This is a genomic window from Tenacibaculum sp. FZY0031, from assembly GCF_036350695.1.
GTDB lineage: Bacteria > Bacteroidota > Bacteroidia > Flavobacteriales > Flavobacteriaceae > Polaribacter.
Genome location: NZ_JAZDVY010000002.1, coordinates 51,136 through 69,655, shown reverse-complemented (window position 1 = coordinate 69,655; position 18,520 = coordinate 51,136). Strand labels below are relative to the sequence as shown.

The following is an 18,520-nucleotide window of genomic DNA, read 5'->3' as shown; positions in this document are numbered from 1 at the left end:
GAAAATATGCATACAAAAAACACCTATACAATTTCAATTTATACAGAAAATAATGTTGGATTGTTAAACAGAATATCAGCAATATTTCTACGAAGACACTTAAATATAGAAAGCGTTAACGTGTCAAAATCTGAAATTAAAAGTGTCTCAAGATTTACACTTTTAGTGAAGGTAACCGAGGAACAAGTAAAAAAAATAATTGGTCAGATTGAAAAGCAAGTAGAGGTAATCAAAGCTTTTTATCATACAGATGAGGCAACTGTTTACCAAGAGTCATGCTTGTTTAAATTAAGTACGGACTTGCTAATTCAAAATGATGAAATACAAACGATTATCAATCAAAGTAAATCAAGAGTAATTAATATAAACAAAAACTTTTTTGTTTTGGAAAAATCGGGGTCAAAGGAAGAAGTCGAAGAACTATATCACATTTTAGATAAGCATGGTATCATGCAATTTGTTCGGTCTGGTAGAATAGCCATTACGAAAGATGAAATGCCAGTATCAAAACTATTACAATTAATAAAAGCATAAACAAACAACACAAATACAATAGAAATGAAAAATTATTTCAACCAATTATCACTTAGAGAACAATTAGAACAGTTAGGGAAATGTAGGTTTATGAATGCGGAAGAATTTTCAGAAGGAACTACAGCATTAGAAGGCAAAAAAGTGGTAATTGTTGGCTGTGGAGCTCAAGGATTGAACCAAGGATTAAACATGCGCGATTCAGGGTTAGATATTTCATACGCATTACGAGAAGCAGCTATTAAAGAGCGACGCCAATCGTACAAAAATGCCACAGAACACGGTTTTGAAGTAGGAACTTATGAAGAGTTAATACCTACAGCAGATTTAGTATGTAATTTAACACCCGATAAACAGCACACACAGGTAGTAAATGCAGTGATGCCATTGATGAAATCAGGAGCAACTTTATCATATTCTCACGGATTTAATATTGTGGAAGAAGGAATGCAAGTCCGTAAGGATTTAACCGTAATTATGGTAGCGCCTAAGTGTCCAGGAACAGAAGTAAGAGAAGAATACTTGAGAGGATTTGGTGTGCCTACATTAATTGCGGTGCATCCTGAAAATGATCCAGAGAGTAAAGGGTTGGCACAAGCAAAAGCGTATGCGTTTGCTACTGGTGGACATAGAGCAGGAGTTTTAGAGTCTTCATTTGTAGCTGAGGTAAAATCAGACTTAATGGGTGAGCAAACTATCTTATGTGGTGTGTTACAAACAGGATCTATTTTGTCGTTCAATAAAATGGTAGAAGAAGGAGTAGCACCAGCATACGCATCTAAACTTATTCAATACGGATGGGAAACGATTACAGAAGCATTAAAACATGGAGGAATCACGAATATGATGGATCGTTTATCGAATCCAGCAAAGCTTAAAGCTTACCAGCTTTCCGAAGAATTAAAAGAAGTATTAGCTCCATTGTTTAATAAGCATATGGATGATATCATGTCAGGGCACTTTTCAAAAACGATGATGGAAGATTGGGCAAACGATGATGTAAATCTATTAACATGGAGGGCCGCTACTGGAGAAACGCAATTTGAAAAAACAACAGCTACTTCTGAAGAAATCTCAGAACAAGCCTATTTTGATAAAGGAACGTTGTTAGTTGCTTTTGTAAAAGCAGGAGTAGAGTTAGCGTTTGAAACGATGGTAAAATCAGGAATTATTTCAGCATCGGCATACTATGAATCGTTACATGAATTACCATTAATAGCCAATACTGTGGCACGTAAGAAGTTGTTTGAAATGAACCGTATTATTTCTGATACTGCTGAATACGGATGTTATTTATTTGACCATGCTGCCAAACCATTATTAACTGATTTTATGAAATCGGTAAGTACTGATGTTATCGGAAAGGATTATAATAATACTAACGAAGTAGATAATCTTGAATTAATTAAAGTGAATAAAGCAATTCGCAATCACCCTATTGAAAAAGTAGGAGCAGAATTGAGAGAAGCAATGACGGCTATGAAGGTTATCAAAACCAATGTCAGTCAAGAAGAACCCGTTTTAGCATAATCGTATGGAAGTTCAAAAAGAAACCTATTTTCCTAAATTATCTGCAATACAACAAGCTGCTACGACTTTGAAAGAAGTCGTAGCAGTTACACCTTTGCAAGAAAATTTTAATTTATCCCAGCAATTCAATGCTACTATTTTATTAAAAAGAGAAGATTTACAACAGGTTCGTTCCTATAAAATTAGAGGAGCTTATAATAAGATAAGCTCTTTAACAGAGGAGGAATTAATAAACGGAATTGTATGTGCCAGTGCAGGAAATCATGCGCAAGGAGTAGCGTTGGCATGTAGGAAAAAAGAAATTTTCGGAACTATTTATATGCCTGCACCAACCCCGAAACAAAAGGTAGAGCAGGTAAAAATGTTTGGAGGTGACTTTGCAGACATTCGACTGATAGGTGATACGTTTGACGATGCTTATAAAGCAGCAAAATTATTGTCAGATACTTTAGAGAAAACATTTGTACACCCGTTTAATGATGAAAAAATTATTGAGGGACAAGCAACGGTAGGCTTAGAAATTTTAGAACAATCACAGCAACCTATAGATTATGTTTTTGTACCTGTTGGTGGTGGTGGATTGGCTTCTGGTTTATCTAGTGTTTTTAAATTATTATCTCCCAAGACAAAAATTATAGGAGTAGAACCTGCCGGGGCGCCTTCTATGAAGAAGTCATTAGAGAAAAATAAGAACGTAATATTAAAGAGTATAGATAAGTTTGTTGATGGAGCTGCAGTACAGCAAGTAGGGGAGTTGACTTATAAGATATGCAAAGAAAACTTATCCGATATGATTACCGTTCCCGAAGGAAAAGTGTGTCAAACCATTTTAGAAATGTATAACAAAGAAGCCATTGTAGTTGAGCCAGCTGGAGCTTTGACGATAAGTGCACTTGATTTTTATAAAGAAGAATTGAAAGGCAAAAATGTAGTGTGTGTTATTAGTGGAAGTAATAACGATATTACCCGTACAGCAGAAATTAAAGAAAGAGCTTTATTATACAATAAATTGAAGCACTATTTTGTTGTTCGTTTTCCACAGCGGGCAGGAGCTTTAAAAGAATTTGTGGCTGAGGTATTGGGTGAAAATGATGATATTACTTTTTTTGAGTACTCTAAAAAGACCAATAGAGAAAATGGACCTGCAGTTGTAGGAATAGAACTAGAGAGAAAAGAAGATTTAGAGCCGTTAATTCATAGAATGAAAAAACGGAGTTTTTATGGTGAATACCTAAATGATAAGCCTAATTTATTTGAATTTTTAGTGTAATATTGATGAGATTGTTTACATCGTCATTTCTACCTAAAGGACAAGTTTTCTGATTATTTGTGACTCATTGTGTAAGAAATTTTGGTTGCTTCGCAATATATTTTCAGTCAAATATATTGTTGATTTCAGTAGCGTTCGAAATGACGATGTAAACAATCTTATTTTTGACCCCAATACACCCAATGGTCATTTTCTTTACAGAAAACAGAGTTTTCGTGAATCACATCGATACTGCCGTTCTCCATAAAAAAAGCGTTAAACTCAACAGTGGTTTCTGTTGATTGTAGTACTTCTAGTTTTAACCAGTTAACAGATTTTGTCCAAGTTAAAATCTCTTTCTTTTCTCTTTTAGCAGGTCGAGTACTACTGTGGTGACTTTTTTGTAAATAATCAATATTAGCTAAAACAAAAGCACTATATCTTGAACGCATTAAAGCTTCAGCTGAGGTAACTGAATAAATGTTTTGATGTGCTTTTGCACAGCATTCACTATATAATATAGCAGGATTGCAGGGACATTGCATAATTTTGAATTATTTGTTGTCAAAAGTAATTGAAAAAAAGTAAAATCAGTTCGTCTATAGTAAAGTGCATTTCGTCTATAGATATATAGTTTTTTGTCAAAGAAAAAAATCATAACTTTAAAATTGACTTATTTTTATGAAATTAGTTTTTAAATTGAGGTTTTGGATAAAAAAATAAAAATATTATTAATAGAAGACGATAAAATAGAGATACTTAAGTTCAATAGAGCAATTTCATCTATTTTACAAAAACATATCATTACACAGGCAAATAATGGAAAAGAAGCCTTATCTTTATTGGAAAAAGGGTTGCCAAATATTATTTTATTAGATTTGAATATGCCCGATACTAATGGAATAGAGTTCTTAACTATCTTAAAAAGTGATGATAAACTTAAGCATATTCCTACCATAGTATTAACAACCTCTGATAATGATAAAGATATTTCAGAATGTTATAGGTTAGGAATAGCAGGATATGTTTTAAAGCCATTAAAATATCAAGACTATGAAAAAAAAATAAGCACAATATTAGCGTATTGGAGTCTTAATGAGTTTAAAAAATAAGCTATGAAAGGAATCGTTTTTACGGAGTTTTTAGATTTAGTAGAAGATAAGTTCGGTATCGAAATGGTAGATAAAATTATAGAACAGTCTGAGCTAGATTCAGGAGGAGTGTATACTGCTATAGGTACCTACAAGTTTTCTGAAATGTTACGATTGCTAGATAACTTAAGTAAAAACACGGGAATTTCAACAGATGAGTTATTATTAGTATATGCTGAACATTTTTTTTCTGTTTTAGAAGAGAGTTATCCGGGGCTTTTAGCTACATATAAAGACCCTATAGAAATGCTGTCTTCAATAGAAGATCACATTCATGTAGAGGTTAAAAAGATATATCCTGATGCAGAATTACCTACATTTCTCGTAGAAGAAAAAAGTAAGAATTCACTTGTAATGCTATATAAGTCTAGTAGAGCGATGCATCATTTTGGACTAGGTTTAATGAATAAAACGTTTGAGCACTTTAATAGTTCGGCAGAAATTGTTTTAGAAAAAATAAAAAAAGATGGAACTGAAGTAAGGTTTATTATTAACAAAAAATAGTGAGCATAAAAGAAATAGAAATACTACAAAGAGCGCTAGAAAGACAAAAAAAAGCTAGAAAACAAGCAGAGAGAATATTAGAAGAAAAATCATTAGAGTTATTCAATATTTCTCAAGAGCTAAAAGAGGTTAATGCAAAATTAGAAGATCTTTTAGATGAAAAGAACTCACAGTTAAAGGGAATTTTTGAAAACATTAATGATGCCTATTTGGTGATGGATATTCATGGAAATGTGTTAAAAATGAATCATGTCGCGGTAGATTTTTTTGGTTTTGATGTAAATGAAGGAGAAGTAAACGTAGTGAGTCTTATTTACCCAGAAGATTATAATTATGCCATGAATTCTTATGCAGAGTTATTGAGTAATGGTTATTTTACTAATTATATAGCTCGAGTTATAACCAAAAGAAATGAAGTAAAGTGGGTAAACATAAACTCTAGTGTAGTTTTTGATAAAACACACACACCTATAGCAGCCCAAGGAATTATTAGAGACATAACCAATCAAAGAAAAGAACGTCAAGTAATTGAAGTAATTAATAATACAGCTAAAGCTATTATAGGAAAAGAAGATATCTATGAAATTGCTTGGGAAATATCAAACAATGTTGCAAATTACTTAAATACGGATGATTGTGTTATTTATTTGGTAAATGAGAAAAAGAAACAGTTAGAGTTAATAGCCTCTTTTGATAAAAGAAAAAATAAAGTAATTCAAGATAAAATGCGATTACCTTTAGGAGAAGGAGTGGTAGGAAGTGTTGCTGAATCAGGTGTTTCTGAAATGATAAATAACACCTCTTTAGACAAGAGGTATGTAATTTATCACATACCAAAATTATCAGAATTAACAGTACCCATAACACATGAAGATAAAGTTATAGGGATAATAAATGCAGAGCATTTAGAGAAAAATTATTTCACTGAAGAACACCTTAAAACCATAGAAGGTATCGCTGGTTTGGTATCACTTCAGTTAAGAAGTGCGTTAAATATTAGGAAACGTAAAAAAGTAGAAAAGAAAAATGCTGATTTATTAAAAAAGATTGCAAAAAGCAATCAAGAGCTAGAAGAATATGCACATATTGTATCTCATGATTTAAAATCACCCATAAGAAGTATTCATGCCTTAACCAGTTGGATTAAAAGTGATAATGAAGGAGTTTTTGACGAAGCCAGTCTCCAGAATTTTGATCATATTGAAAATACTTTGATAAAGATGGAGCAGTTAATAACCGATGTATTAGAGTATTCAAGTATTGTGAATGCATCTAAAGAAGAGGAAGACGTTGATATAAATTCTCTAGTAGAAGAATTACAAAAAGTGATATACCTACCAACTCATATCTCAATCAAGATTGTAAACAAACTTCCTGTTGTTAAAGGAGACAAGATAAAATTTCAGCAACTATTTCAAAACTTAATTAGTAATTCTGTTAAGTTTAATGATAAGGAAGAAGGAATTATAGAAATAGCTGTAAAAGACCAGAATTCATTTTATAAATTTTCAATTAAGGATAATGGAATTGGTATTGAAAAAGAACATTTTGATAAAATTTTTAAAATTTTTCAATCCCTACATAAAACTAAAGACTCCTCTGGTATTGGTTTGTCTATTGTAAAAAAAATTGTAAACTTATATAAAGGAGAAATCTGGCTAGAGTCTGAAGTAAATAAAGGAACAACTTTCTTTTTTACAATAAAAAAGTAATTATGGAACAACCCAATCTATTGTATATAAACGAGCTTTCTAAGGGAGATGAAGAGTTTAAAAAACAAGTTATAGGAGTTTTAAAAGAAGAACTTTCTGGAGAAATAGAACGTTATTTTTTACATATTAAAAACGAAGATTTAAAGAAAACTAAAGAAGTTGTTCATAGAATTAAACATAAAATGAGTATTTTAGGCTTGGAAAAAAGCTATAAAATAACCAACGACTTTGAAAATAATCTTGCAGACAATAGTATAGAAAATAAAGAATATTTCGAAAATGTACTTCCTGTAATGCTCGATTTTTTAAAGATAATTTAAAAGACTACCTATGAACTGCATTGTTATAGATGACGAATTAATGTCAAGAATGATTCTTAAAAAAGTATGCGAACAAGTAGAAGAATTAGAACTTGTTGGTGAGTTTTCTAATGCAATACAAGCCATAAAATTCTTAAACAGTAATAAAGTAGATGCTATTTTTTTAGATATTCACATGCCAGATTTTACGGGGTTTGATCTTATTCAGACACTAAAAAAGCCCCCAAAAATTGTTCTTACCACTTCTGATAGAAACTTTGCCGTCGAAGCTTTTGAATATGATTTTGTTGTGGATTATATAGTAAAACCTATAGAATTAGGTCGTTTTAAAAAATCGGTAGAAAAAATTATTGCTGCAAAAGGAAAAGAAAGCAATGCTAAACCAGTCGCTCACAATCCAACTACTGATGCAGATACGTTATATGTAAATATCGATAGAAGATTGGTAAAGATAGATATACCTAGTATTTATGTGGTAGAAGCTAAAGGAGACTATATAAAAGTGAAAACAGAAGAAAAAAACTACATAGTTCATAGTCCGTTAAAAAAGATTGAAGAAAAATTACCTGCAGCTTCATTTTTAAAAGTACACAGATCATATATAATTAATATTAATAAGATTATTGATATAGAAGATAATAGTGTGCTTATAAAACAAGATATAGTTCCTGTGAGCAGATCTAATAGAAATGAACTAAAAAGGCGATTAAACTTGCTGTAATCATTTTATCTGTATAAAAAAGCCATTAATCTTTAGTAAATAGTCAGTTAATCGATTATCATACTTCAACACTCTTGTTATTACTAGTTTTGAGTAATGAACAAGAGGAGTTTACATATCATTATATTAATTTTTATACCATTTTTCTTATTTGGACAATCTTTAGAAGGGGTAATTAAAGATGCAGAAAACTTGGTAAAAAAAGCAGAAATCACGTTAACATTTCCAGAGAATGAAACTAAGATATTTCTCCCTTTTCAACAATTCAAATTAGAAAAAAATAAAAATGTAAATCTATTAGAGATAGATTTAAAAACACTTGAATCTAATCAGTATAAAAACGATATAGGATTAGTGTTTAAAGCAAATGCAAATCATAATTTTAGTGATGCTTTAGATGAAGAAACAAACACTTCAATAATTACTAGTGTAAAAGCAGAAGTAGAATGGAACGTATTAAAGTCAGGATATTTTGAAAACAAAACAAAGGCTAAAAGAGTAGAGAATCAAATAGTAGTATTAAAAGAGGAAAGTGATAAAGTACAAAAGGAGTTATGGAGAAAACAGTTTAAAATAGATTATAATTATGTTTTAAACAAGGAAGTAATTCACTTACAAAAAACATTTCTATCATTTGAAAATGATTACTTTGATTTACTGAATAAACTGTATTATCAAAAACTAATAAAAAGAGAAAAGTTACTACAAGTAAGCAGTCAAATACATGTTTTAGAAGAACAAATAACAACGTTAGAGAAAGAAAACGTTCTACTAAGAGATAGTGTTTCTACAGCTTATTTAAAAATAAAAAAACTTCCACTGTTAAAAGTACGGTTAGACAGCTTTTCACTTAAAGAAACCTATGCACCAATACACGTTAAAGAAGAGAATATTCACTTACAACAGCATCGATTAAATGATATTAACTTATCGTTGTATGTAAATCAAAACTACCGTTATTCAGAAGCAACGCAACGGTATTTTCCTTCCGTAGGTATTCGTTTTAAAGCACCCTTACGTTTTAATAACAGAAAGAAAATTATTGAAACAAAAATAAAAATTTTAAAAGCACAAGAAGCAGATACGTCATTAGAACAATTTAATAACACACTCACTTATATAAGTGAGTATAATGAAAAACTAAAAGACTTGCAAAATGAATACAAAAACTGGCAAGTTTTAGAAGAAAGAATAAGAATACTAAAAATAATAAAAGAAGAATTTAAAACTCAAGATACAGGAACTTTATTATTAGACTTTTTAGAAGAACAATTTAGAATATTAGAGAATGTTTTGCAGTTAAAAAGACAGTTATATAAAGTAATAACAAGGCTTTTTGAGCTAAATGAAACTAGCAAAATTGATGCTTTGTTTGTTCCTTACACATTTAAAAAGACAACAAATTTAGAAAGGTTAGTGCTTGTAAGCAGCAAAAAATACAACCTAAATTTTCAGCTTAATTTTTTAAAAGCTAAAGGGTTAAGCGTAGTAGTGTTGAGAAATGATTTAGCCATTCAAGAAAAATTAAAAAATAGATCAATTAATTATGTTTTGGTAAATAAGAGTACTAAAACAGTAGAGCAGTTTATTAAAGAAGAAGTAGAAAGAATTAAAATAAAAACAGATGAAAGCATTTAATTATAAAAGAGGAAAGGCAGTAATTAGAACGCTAAAAGAACCTGTAATTAAAAAGAAAAAGCTGGGCTTTGACAGAGCTTTGTATTTTATAATTATTATAGGGCTTGCTGTTTGGTTAACAAGCTTTGTGTATCATAAAACTTTATGGTTAGAAGGTAATGGACAGATGTTAATGGAAAAAGTAGATGTTAATTTTACAAACGATGTAAGACTCAAAGAAATTTATATTAATGAAGGAGATACTGTTAGTAAAGGAAGTAAGTTATTTAATTACTTTCAAAACGATTTTGATAGTGACGCATCTATAGTATTAAAAAACTTTGATAGAAGAGAAAAACAAAATAACAATCTATTAGAAATAGAAAGGCAAATTAATAGTAAGCAAATAAGGTTAAAAGGATTGAAAGAAAGGCTTTCGTTTTTGAATATTCAAGAGAAAAAAATAACAAAACTTATTTTACTAGATGTGTATACAAAAACAAAGTTAGATGATTTACTGACTCAAAAAATGTTACTTGAAAGTCAAATAAAAATGGAACAGAGCGAATTATACTTTTTACAGACAGATAAGAAGTTAATTCAACCAGATATTCAGTTAATAACAACGAGTAATGAAGATTATCAAAATACATACATTTCTCCAATAAAAGGGGTTGTTGGTCAAATTTTAAAAAGTAGTGAAGAAGCTTGTTATAAAACAGAAAATGTATTAACAATTCATAATGTAGAAAAAGTTTTTATAAAAGCATATTTTAACTTAAAAGATCTGTCTAAAATAAATAAGGGAGCTATTGTAGAGGTCGAGTTTCCTGATAAAACAATTTCTAAAGGAATTATTAATAAACTGTACATAGCAACCTATAAGGCACCAACTGAATTTCAAAAGAAATATGAACCAACAGAAAGAAATATTTTAACGGAGATTATTCCTTTACATAAAGAACAAATACCAGATTGGGCAAAGTTTTATAAATTAAACTTAAAGATCAAAGTAGGAAAATTCTAATAAGCTGTTTTTACTAAAAAATAAGAACCTGTGAAGTTTACTTTACAGGTTTTTTGTTGTGCTTGCTTAGTGACTGTTAGAAAGGAAAAGAGAAAGCTTGTTGTAAAATGAACCTGTTTAGCAACATTCATCTCACTTATATAAAAACGACAAAAACCATTTATCTATAGTTATTGTTTTTTCATCTACAGAAAGTTTTTAGTAAGCCAATAAACGCTTTAACAGCTTAAAAGCGAGTGTACTTTAGCAGTATATTAATTAACAAAAAACAAATAAGATGAGCACAGCATTAAAAACAAACAAGATACAGGTTGAAAAGCAGTTTCCAAAATTAGCTTACAAAAAGAGTCAGTTATTTAACAGCCTTTTAGAAAAAAAAGAAAACATGGCAGTTGTAGGATTAGGATATGTAGGATTGCCTTTAGCAGTTCACATGGCATCAAAATTTAAAGTGATAGGCTTTGATGTTAATGATGGCAAAGTACTACAGTTAATGCAACATAAAGATCCATGTAAAGAATTACCTTCAGAAGAGTTTAAAGGAAAGGATATCAGTTTTACGTCGAATGATGAAATTTTAAAAGAAGCTAAATTCTACATCGTAGCGGTACCAACTCCTATAGATGATTTAAAAAAGCCAAATTTAACACCGTTAAAATCAGCCACAGCTACGATAGCAAAATACTTAAAAAAAGGAGATTGTGTTGTTTTTGAATCGACAGTATTTCCAGGGTGTACCGAAGAAGTTTGTGTGCCAATTTTAGAAAGAATTTCAAGATTAAAATTAAACAAAGATTTTACTGTAGGATATTCACCAGAAAGAATTAACCCAGGAGATACACAACACACGTTTACAAAAATTAAAAAAATAGTATCGGCAAGCACAGATGAATCTCTTGAAACAGTGGCGAAAGTGTACGAAGAAGTAGTAACAGCAGGTGTACACAGAGCACCAGCAATTAAAGTTGCAGAAGCTGCAAAAGTGGTAGAAAACATTCAAAGAGATGTAAATATTGGTTTAATGAATGAGTTATCACAGATTTTCAATGTTTTAGAAATTAATACAAAAGATGTATTACAGGCAGCAGGAACTAAATGGAACTTTCACAATTATTTCCCAGGATTGGTAGGAGGGCATTGCATAGGAGTTGATCCGTATTATTTAATACACAAGGCAAAGACAATGAGGTATACCCCAAAGCTACTAGAACAAGTTAGAGAAGTAAATGAAAGCATGATAAATCATATTGTTTTACAAATAGAAAGAAAATTATATGCTAAAAGGTTTTTAAAGAACAATATTTCAGTTTTAGTAAAAGGAGTAGCTTTTAAAGAAAATGTAAATGATATTAGAAATTCTAAAACAGCAGAAATGTGTTTAGAACTTCAAAAAAGAGGATATAATGTAGTGGTGCAAGACTATATGGTTGATCCAAAAGAAGTAAAGAAACGTTACGGACTTACCATTAAAAATACCACATCAGAAGAATTTGATGCTATCATTTTAGCGGTAGACCATGAAGACTATAAGCATTTAGCATACTACGATTATTTAAAAAACGGAACGAAAGAAACATTAATTTTTGATGTTAAAGGAGATAAAAAAGACAAATTTCCAGCAGCAGTATATATGTCATTGTAAAGTGTAAAATCAACCAAAAAGTAGAAATCATGCTAAATGTTTTAAAGAAATCAAATTCGAGAAGAATCATACAAGATGGTTATTCGTTCTTGTTGGTTTCACATACTAGCGAGTTACAAAACGAAGAGCTAGCATATTTAGATGGTTTTATTATTGATACAGATACTTTAACCAATGCAAATGATATTATTTATAGTATAAGAACACACAAAAATATTCAAGTTAGCCTGTCACCATTGTTTGTGAATAGCATTTACAAACTACCTAAAGAAGTAGCCATTCATACCGATGGTGACGTAGAGCTAAACATGCTTTCTTCTTATGTACAAAGAGTAATAACTATAAAAAAGAGAATAAAGAATTTAACAGTACCTAAAGCAATTTCTCATGAAAAGCTTATTCAGTTAAAAACAATGGCATTTTCTTATTCGAGAAATAAAGTTTTAACACCAATTACAAGTAGAGAAAGTTATATAGGATATGAATTTCCCTTTATCTCATTATTCTACAAAAAAAATGAAGCAACATCATTATTAAGAAATTTAGAAAAAGCAGTAAAAGAAAATAGTTTATCTGTAAGCTTAAAAGACTATGTACACCTTTGTAAAAGTTGTTCTGGTAATTATCTAAATTTTAGAGAATGCTGTCCGAAATGTGATTCTATCGACATCATAGCAAATGATATGGTTCACCATTTTGTTTGTGCCCATGTTGCACCAGAAAAGGATTTTAAAGTTGACGATGGGTTGGCCTGCCCGAAATGTGATAAAAACCTCAGACATATCGGAATAGATTATGATAAACCTTCATCAATCTATTCGTGTAATACTTGTAATCATGAATTTCAAAATGCCAACATGAAAGCTTTGTGTTTAGATTGTGAAACAGAAAACAAGTTAGATGAACTTTTAGAGAAAACAATAGGAAGTTATACAATAACCGAAATAGGAGAACAAATATTATTTAATCAAGAAAGTACAAATCAACCTCAGTCGGAAACTATTTCTGTAGGTAGTATGAACACGAGTCTTTTTAAAATTATAGTAAACCAAGAAATAAAGAGAATAGAAGTAACACAAGGAGACAGTTATTTGACAAAAATAACGTTTGAAAATAAGCAACTAGAATTGTTAAACACCGATTTAAAATTAAACCTAACCAAAGAAATAAGTTCAATAATACAATCGTATTTAAAAGCTTCAGACATCTTATCTGCAGAAAAGTTTAATAGCTACTATATTTTACTCCCTGAAACTAAAGAAAATCAGTTAGAAAGACTAGAGAACATACAATATAATCTATCAAAGTTATTATCAGATAACTTGAGTGATACCCAACAAGAAATAAGAATAGAGATTCATAAAATTTTAGGCACTGATAACTCAAATACGTATTTCGAATGATATTTTTAAGCCTACATAATTTAGTTCCAGAATATGTTAATTACTGGTTTGTGGTTGGCTTACCAAAATTTATAAGAGTGTTTTGGTATTTCGTAATCTTTGAGTTTACACGTTATATAATCATAGACTATGTAATCGCATTTGTTTTTCTCATTACAAGAAAAAAAAGAGCTAAAAAATTTGAAGAAGCTAAAAGAAAATTTTTTCAAGAAAATCCTTTTGTATCTGTAATCATTCCAGGGAAAAATGAAGGAAAACACTTGTATAAGTTAACCAAATCATTGGCAGAACAAACGTTTAAAAATTTTGAATTAATTATTGTTGATGATGGCTCTGATGATGATACTCCTATCATAGGTAAAAACCTTGAACGTTTAGGGTTGATAGATATGTTTATACGAAATGAGATGAGAGGAGGAAAAGCATCAGCTGCAAATTTAGCGCTGCGTTTTAGCAAAGGTAAATACATTGTGCATTTGGATGCCGATTGTTCTTTTGATAGCGATGCAATTGAACAAGTACTTTTACCTTTTTTTATAAACGATAAAATTGCTGCTGTAGGAGGAAATGTAAAAGTGAGAAACTACAAAGAAAGCTTGTGTGCAAAACTACAAGCAATTGAGTATTTAAAAACAGTATCAGTAGGGAGAATCATTACGTCTTATTTAGGAATCTATAAAATTATTTCGGGAGCATTTGGAGCTTTTAGAAAAGATGTAATAGATAGTATTGGCGGATGGGATATAGGTCCAGGTTTAGATGGAGATATCACAGTAAAGATTAGAAAGTCTGGTTATAAGGTGTATTTTCAAGAAAAAGCAATTTGCTTAACCAATGCGCCTTCTAAGTTTAAGGTTTTGACAAAACAACGTTTACGTTGGGATAAATCTATAATTCGTTTTAGAGTTCGAAAACATAAGGATGTGTATTTTCCTACGGCAAATTTTAATTGGTCAACTTTTTTTTCACTTGCAGAAAACGTATTCTACAATGTTATTTTAGATATCATGTGGTGGGTTTATATCATAGATATTATTGTAAATTATAACAGTTCTTTACAGTTTATTATCCCAATGAACTTCACATTATACTTTGTAATGTCGTATGTACAAATGCTAAGTATTTACATTTTTTCAGAAAGAAGAGAAGAAGAAAAATACTTGTGGCCTTATGTAATTTTAATGACGATATATACAGGAACTTACTTAAGAATAGTAAGAACTATAGCTTATTATAAAGAATTCTTCTTCAAACGATCATTCGAAGACCCTTGGAATCCATATAAATCTTCAATACAAGCTAAAAGAGCTGGTTTGTAGTTGATTACCATTAATCTATACTTGCCGGTAATTAATCGAAAAAAGAACAGTAACAGGGAGTGAAAAAATAAATTTACAGTATAATTAAAACAAGTAAAAAATGGAAAAACTAAGAATTTTAGCAATTATACTGGTTGGCATTTTCGTTGGTTGTCAATCAAAAATAGAAGACGATATTATTGATAATATGGAAGCAGCAGAAGAAATAGTAACAAAAAGCCCGTATATGTTAAACAATTATAGAAATTCTCTATCTTCTAGAATTAGCTATATAAATAGAACAGCAACTATTAAATCAATAGTTAGTGGTTTAACAGGTCAAAAGTTTGCTAGCCGAACAGAAGGAGTTAACGGAACACAAGAAATGTATTATTGGGAGCATGTAGCAGAAGTAGCTCCGTTAGTAGTAGAAGGTAAAACACTAAGTGCAACACATATTACGTTATCAGGTACTAAAGCTTACGTAAGTTATCATAAACAAGGAAATGAGCATTTAGGAGCGGTAGAAATACTCGACTTATCCAATCCGAATTTTCCAGAAATTATGAGTCAAGCAACATTTTTAAATTCTGACATCAATGCAATTACCTCAGATTTTGAAGGAGATTTATCATCAAGAAAAGTATGGTTAGCAATGTCAGATGCAACACATGGCGCACAATTGTTTGAGTTAGAAACAAACAACGGAATATTTACAGAAAATTACCAAAGAGTAAATCTGTCTAATATTTTAAAAGATGGAGTTTCAGCATCAGCAAACGGGATAGCAGTTACCGATAATTATTTATACATAACTTCAGGAAAGACTTATGGAGGTACTGTTCAGTTGAATAAAGATGACTTATTTGCAATTGGTAAAGAAACTTACAGTGATGCAAAATATATCGCTGTCAATAGTACTTCAGATAATTCAAAAATAGTAAGTCTGGTTACTGGAGATAATGCGCAATTAAGAGTTAATACAGTAACGGAAGGATTAAATTCTACTATATATGGTATTGGAGAAATTTTTCATCAAAATGTAGTAGAAGCATACAGAGGAAAATCTACAATGGAATTTTCTCCCTTAAATAGTGATCAAATATATGTAGCAAAAGGTAAAAACGGAGTTGCGTTAGTAGATGTTACAAATGGAGAAATAATAAATGAATCTAAAGGAAGTTTTTTGGTTGTAGGAAACACCAATGGCGTAAGCACAGATAATGATTATGTGTACGCCGCTAACGGTTCAGATGGTATCTCTATATCACCACATCCAACAAGTGTAGGAGAAAATATTCAACCAGTTTTTTATTGGGATTTAGCAGAAGAAGGAGCTTCAGCTAATTATATTATTGCAGATGGTGAATGGGTTTTTGTAGCTAAAGGTAACGGAGGTTTTAAAATTTTAAGAAAAAGAATAAAAGATGAATATAAAACTATTACAACATATACCACAAATGGTAAACCAGATGGGTTAGAAGAGGATAAAGAAGTGTGTAGCTCTTTGTTACCTAATATTTATGCAAATGTCCTTCCTGAACGTCAAAATGCTATAGAGGCACATCCTGAGTACTTCACAAACCCTGTAAAAAATATAGTTGTAAAAGAAGAAACAGAATTGTATTTAACTTTTGTAGATGAAGGAGCAGGTTATAAAAATGTATTAGGTTATTATACCTATCAAGAAGGGAGTGTGCCTACAAGTGAGGATCAACTAGATAAAGTAGTAATTTTTCCAAATGCTTCAGCGAAAGGATCTGGAGGAGAGTTGATAAAAGGTAATACAATGCGTTTACTTGGTACCTTTGAACCTGGAACAGTAGTAGGCTTCTTTTTAATAGCAAATGGCTGGATAAATGGTTCTATCACAGATGGTTATTACTCTCAGTATACGGATATTGATTTTAACTTAAGTGGAAGACAACAAAGTATAATTTTCTATGATAAAACTTGTAATTCTACAGTAATAGCCTTTGAAGACATCTCAGTTCCTAATGGAGACAATGATTTTAATGATGCAATATTTGAAATTTCAGCATCAAATCCAAGCGCTATTGATACTTCAGAATTTAACCAAATATAGATTTAAGTTAAGAGCCAATGTAATTTAAACAAAACTATATTGGCTCTTTCTAAAAGTTTTTTAATTGATTAGCTCGTTTTGATTTTGTACTCTAAAACAGCGTTCTTCACCAAGAAATAAAGGATTTCCGTGCTTTTCAGACCAAAACCCGTCTAAAATATTTTTAGAAAGACAAGAATAAACTACAACCCCTTTATAAATAGTATTGTCATCACCAGTGTAGTTAAAATTAATTACAAGGATATTATTTTTAAAGAAACCAGTTCCATATTGTTCTTGTTCATTATTGATGAGCCATTTGGCAATAATTCTGTTATTCTCATCAAGAGTCAAAGAAAGTGTTCCTTTGTATGTATTACTACTTTCGTCTTGGTTGCTACCAATAATATTGTAGGTTCCTATTAAATCTTCTATCGTCATAAATCTTCGTAAAATGCAAAAATAAGAATAAATTAAGTGGAGGTTATCATTAGTTTAACATGATAATATTTCGTATATTTTCGAGTGTTTTATACTAGTTATTAATACTATGGAGTTTATAGATTATTACAAAGTTTTAGGAATAGATAAAACAGCTACTGCTGCTGAAATAAAAAAAGCGTATCGGAAGTTGGCGAGAAAATATCACCCAGATACAAATCCGAATGATGAAGAAGCTAAAAAGAAGTTTCAGCAAATTAATGAGGCGAATGAGGTGTTGAGTAATCCTGAAAATCGAAAAAAGTACGATGAGTATGGTGAACATTGGCAGCATGCCGATGCTTATGAAGAAGCTAAAAAACAACGAGGAAATCAAAGTGGATTCAGTGGAGGAGACTCGCACCAACAATATTCGTCCTCAGATTTTGAGGGAACAGATTTTTCCGACTTTTTTAATGCTGCATTTGGTGGTGGTAGAAGTTCAGGAAGGAGGACAGCACAATTTAGAGGTCAGGACTTTAATGCTTCCTTACAATTAAACTTAAGAGATGTATATGCTTCACAAAAACAAGTATTGACGGTAAACGGTAAAAAAATACGAATTACGATCCCTGCAGGAGTAGAAAATGGACAAACCATTAAAATAAAAGGACATGGAGGTGAGGGATTGAACGGAGGACCTAAAGGAGATTTATACATTACTTTTGAAATAGCCCCGGATATAAACTTTAAACGTGATGGTGCTGATTTGTACACAGAGCAAACTATTGATTTATACTCAGCAGTGTTAGGAGGAGAGGTGGTTATAAATACTTTTACAGATAAAGTAAAGCTGAAGGTAAAAGGAGGAACTCAGAATGGAACCAAAGTTCGATTAAAAGGTAAAGGCTTTCCAAAGTATAAAAAAGAAGGGCAGTTTGGTGATTTGTACGTTACTTACAACATAAAAATTCCTAGCCATTTAACAGACGAACAACGAGCGTTATTTACTAAACTATCTAAATTGAAATAGAGATGAATGATAAAGAATTAATAAGCATACAAAAAGTTATTGTTCATCACAACTTGGATGAACAATTTATAGAAAGTATTGAGTCTTTTCAACTCATAGAGTTTGTTGTAAAAGACTCGAATAAATACTTGTACATAGAACAGCTGCCTGTTTTAGAAAAAATAATCAGATTATACTACGATTTAGAGGTAAACATGCAAGGTATTGATGTAATTAATAATATGCTTGATAGAATGGATTCTATGCATAAAACAATTCAACAATTAGAAAATAAATTAAAACGCTACGAGTAAACTA

18 protein-coding genes are annotated in these 18,520 nt (G+C 30.7%); 16 read left to right on the top strand and 2 right to left on the bottom strand.

The annotated features are described in order from the left end of the window. Window positions 1-6: 6 nt before the first annotated feature. From ilvN to ilvA, 3 genes are read left to right on the top strand one after another with little or no spacing between them, the layout of a single operon-like run. The gene (gene ilvN / locus V1T75_RS02635) at window positions 7-534 is read left to right on the top strand and encodes an acetolactate synthase small subunit (RefSeq protein ID WP_330487020.1); all 528 of its coding nucleotides are present in this window, start codon (window positions 7-9) and stop codon (window positions 532-534) included. A 24-nt stretch (window positions 535-558) separates the two neighbouring features. Beyond that, window positions 559-2,061 (top strand): ketol-acid reductoisomerase, encoded by a 1,503-nt coding sequence (ilvC, locus tag V1T75_RS02630; protein ID WP_330487019.1) that lies wholly within the window; start codon window positions 559-561, stop codon window positions 2,059-2,061. A 4-nt stretch (window positions 2,062-2,065) separates the two neighbouring features. Beyond that, window positions 2,066-3,331 (top strand): threonine ammonia-lyase IlvA, encoded by a 1,266-nt coding sequence (gene ilvA / locus V1T75_RS02625; protein ID WP_330487018.1) that lies wholly within the window; start codon window positions 2,066-2,068, stop codon window positions 3,329-3,331. 158 nt (window positions 3,332-3,489) lie between these two features. On the opposite strand, the gene V1T75_RS02620 is transcribed toward ilvA, so the two are convergent. Then, complete coding sequence (locus tag V1T75_RS02620) at window positions 3,490-3,855, bottom strand: YchJ family protein (protein WP_330487017.1); 366 nt, start codon at window positions 3,853-3,855, stop codon at window positions 3,490-3,492. Window positions 3,856-4,017: 162 nt separating this feature from the next. On the opposite strand from V1T75_RS02620, the gene V1T75_RS02615 reads away from it, so the two are divergent. The 11 genes from V1T75_RS02615 (at window position 4,018) to V1T75_RS02565 (ending at window position 16,791) form a co-directional block, all read left to right on the top strand. Continuing rightward, window positions 4,018-4,422, top strand: coding sequence for a response regulator (locus V1T75_RS02615; protein ID WP_330487016.1), 405 nt, complete (start codon window positions 4,018-4,020; stop codon window positions 4,420-4,422). Between the two features lie 3 nt (window positions 4,423-4,425). Next, window positions 4,426-4,965 (top strand): heme NO-binding domain-containing protein, encoded by a 540-nt coding sequence (locus V1T75_RS02610; RefSeq protein ID WP_330487015.1) that lies wholly within the window; start codon window positions 4,426-4,428, stop codon window positions 4,963-4,965. Further along, complete coding sequence (locus V1T75_RS02605; protein WP_330487014.1) at window positions 4,965-6,677, top strand: GAF domain-containing sensor histidine kinase; 1,713 nt, start codon at window positions 4,965-4,967, stop codon at window positions 6,675-6,677. The genes V1T75_RS02610 and V1T75_RS02605 overlap by 1 nt, the downstream gene beginning before the upstream one ends. Before the next feature lie 2 nt (window positions 6,678-6,679). Then, window positions 6,680-6,997, top strand: a complete 318-nt coding sequence (locus tag V1T75_RS02600) for an Hpt domain-containing protein (protein WP_330487013.1) — start codon at window positions 6,680-6,682, stop codon at window positions 6,995-6,997. 10 nt (window positions 6,998-7,007) lie between these two features. Next, complete coding sequence (locus V1T75_RS02595; protein ID WP_330487012.1) at window positions 7,008-7,718, top strand: LytR/AlgR family response regulator transcription factor; 711 nt, start codon at window positions 7,008-7,010, stop codon at window positions 7,716-7,718. Between the two features lie 96 nt (window positions 7,719-7,814). Beyond that, entirely contained in the window at window positions 7,815-9,356 is a 1,542-nt protein-coding gene (locus tag V1T75_RS02590) for a hypothetical protein (RefSeq protein WP_330487011.1), read from the top strand. Then, window positions 9,343-10,362 (top strand): hypothetical protein, encoded by a 1,020-nt coding sequence (locus V1T75_RS02585; protein WP_330487010.1) that lies wholly within the window; start codon window positions 9,343-9,345, stop codon window positions 10,360-10,362. Before V1T75_RS02590 ends, V1T75_RS02585 begins: the two co-directional genes overlap by 14 nt. Before the next feature lie 277 nt (window positions 10,363-10,639). After that, window positions 10,640-12,004 (top strand): nucleotide sugar dehydrogenase, encoded by a 1,365-nt coding sequence (locus V1T75_RS02580; RefSeq protein ID WP_330487009.1) that lies wholly within the window; start codon window positions 10,640-10,642, stop codon window positions 12,002-12,004. A gap of 29 nt (window positions 12,005-12,033) precedes the next feature. Continuing rightward, window positions 12,034-13,407 (top strand): hypothetical protein, encoded by a 1,374-nt coding sequence (locus V1T75_RS02575; RefSeq protein WP_330487008.1) that lies wholly within the window; start codon window positions 12,034-12,036, stop codon window positions 13,405-13,407. Continuing rightward, window positions 13,404-14,726: a glycosyltransferase family 2 protein gene (locus V1T75_RS02570; RefSeq protein WP_330487007.1), complete on the top strand. Its 1,323-nt coding sequence runs from the start codon at window positions 13,404-13,406 to the stop codon at window positions 14,724-14,726. Before V1T75_RS02575 ends, V1T75_RS02570 begins: the two co-directional genes overlap by 4 nt. Window positions 14,727-14,826: 100 nt before the next feature. Beyond that, the gene (locus tag V1T75_RS02565; RefSeq protein WP_330487006.1) at window positions 14,827-16,791 is read left to right on the top strand and encodes a DUF4114 domain-containing protein; all 1,965 of its coding nucleotides are present in this window, start codon (window positions 14,827-14,829) and stop codon (window positions 16,789-16,791) included. A gap of 60 nt (window positions 16,792-16,851) precedes the next feature. Here V1T75_RS02565 and V1T75_RS02560 read toward each other — a convergent pair whose 3' ends face one another. Further along, window positions 16,852-17,211 carry a hypothetical protein gene (locus V1T75_RS02560; protein WP_330487005.1) on the bottom strand — a complete coding sequence of 120 codons (360 nt, stop codon included), beginning with the start codon at window positions 17,209-17,211 and terminating at the stop codon, window positions 16,852-16,854. Window positions 17,212-17,320: 109 nt separating this feature from the next. On the opposite strand from V1T75_RS02560, the gene V1T75_RS02555 reads away from it, so the two are divergent. Both V1T75_RS02555 and V1T75_RS02550 read left to right on the top strand, forming a co-directional pair. Beyond that, window positions 17,321-18,223 (top strand): J domain-containing protein, encoded by a 903-nt coding sequence (locus tag V1T75_RS02555; RefSeq protein ID WP_330487004.1) that lies wholly within the window; start codon window positions 17,321-17,323, stop codon window positions 18,221-18,223. A 2-nt stretch (window positions 18,224-18,225) separates the two neighbouring features. Beyond that, entirely contained in the window at window positions 18,226-18,516 is a 291-nt protein-coding gene (locus V1T75_RS02550; protein WP_330487003.1) for a chaperone modulator CbpM, read from the top strand. Window positions 18,517-18,520 lie beyond the last annotated feature (4 nt).

Coding starts and splice junctions, on each gene's coding strand:
- ilvN (WP_330487020.1), top strand. CDS start 7: ATGCATACAAAAAACACCTATACAATTTCAATTTATACAGAAAATAAT.
- ilvC (WP_330487019.1), top strand. CDS start 559: ATGAAAAATTATTTCAACCAATTATCACTTAGAGAACAATTAGAACAG.
- ilvA (WP_330487018.1), top strand. CDS start 2,066: ATGGAAGTTCAAAAAGAAACCTATTTTCCTAAATTATCTGCAATACAA.
- V1T75_RS02620 (WP_330487017.1), bottom strand. CDS start 3,855: ATGCAATGTCCCTGCAATCCTGCTATATTATATAGTGAATGCTGTGCA.
- V1T75_RS02610 (WP_330487015.1), top strand. CDS start 4,426: ATGAAAGGAATCGTTTTTACGGAGTTTTTAGATTTAGTAGAAGATAAG.
- V1T75_RS02600 (WP_330487013.1), top strand. CDS start 6,680: ATGGAACAACCCAATCTATTGTATATAAACGAGCTTTCTAAGGGAGAT.
- V1T75_RS02595 (WP_330487012.1), top strand. CDS start 7,008: ATGAACTGCATTGTTATAGATGACGAATTAATGTCAAGAATGATTCTT.
- V1T75_RS02590 (WP_330487011.1), top strand. CDS start 7,815: ATGAACAAGAGGAGTTTACATATCATTATATTAATTTTTATACCATTT.
- V1T75_RS02585 (WP_330487010.1), top strand. CDS start 9,343: ATGAAAGCATTTAATTATAAAAGAGGAAAGGCAGTAATTAGAACGCTA.
- V1T75_RS02580 (WP_330487009.1), top strand. CDS start 10,640: ATGAGCACAGCATTAAAAACAAACAAGATACAGGTTGAAAAGCAGTTT.
- V1T75_RS02575 (WP_330487008.1), top strand. CDS start 12,034: ATGCTAAATGTTTTAAAGAAATCAAATTCGAGAAGAATCATACAAGAT.
- V1T75_RS02570 (WP_330487007.1), top strand. CDS start 13,404: ATGATATTTTTAAGCCTACATAATTTAGTTCCAGAATATGTTAATTAC.
- V1T75_RS02565 (WP_330487006.1), top strand. CDS start 14,827: ATGGAAAAACTAAGAATTTTAGCAATTATACTGGTTGGCATTTTCGTT.
- V1T75_RS02560 (WP_330487005.1), bottom strand. CDS start 17,211: ATGACGATAGAAGATTTAATAGGAACCTACAATATTATTGGTAGCAAC.
- V1T75_RS02555 (WP_330487004.1), top strand. CDS start 17,321: ATGGAGTTTATAGATTATTACAAAGTTTTAGGAATAGATAAAACAGCT.
- V1T75_RS02550 (WP_330487003.1), top strand. CDS start 18,226: ATGAATGATAAAGAATTAATAAGCATACAAAAAGTTATTGTTCATCAC.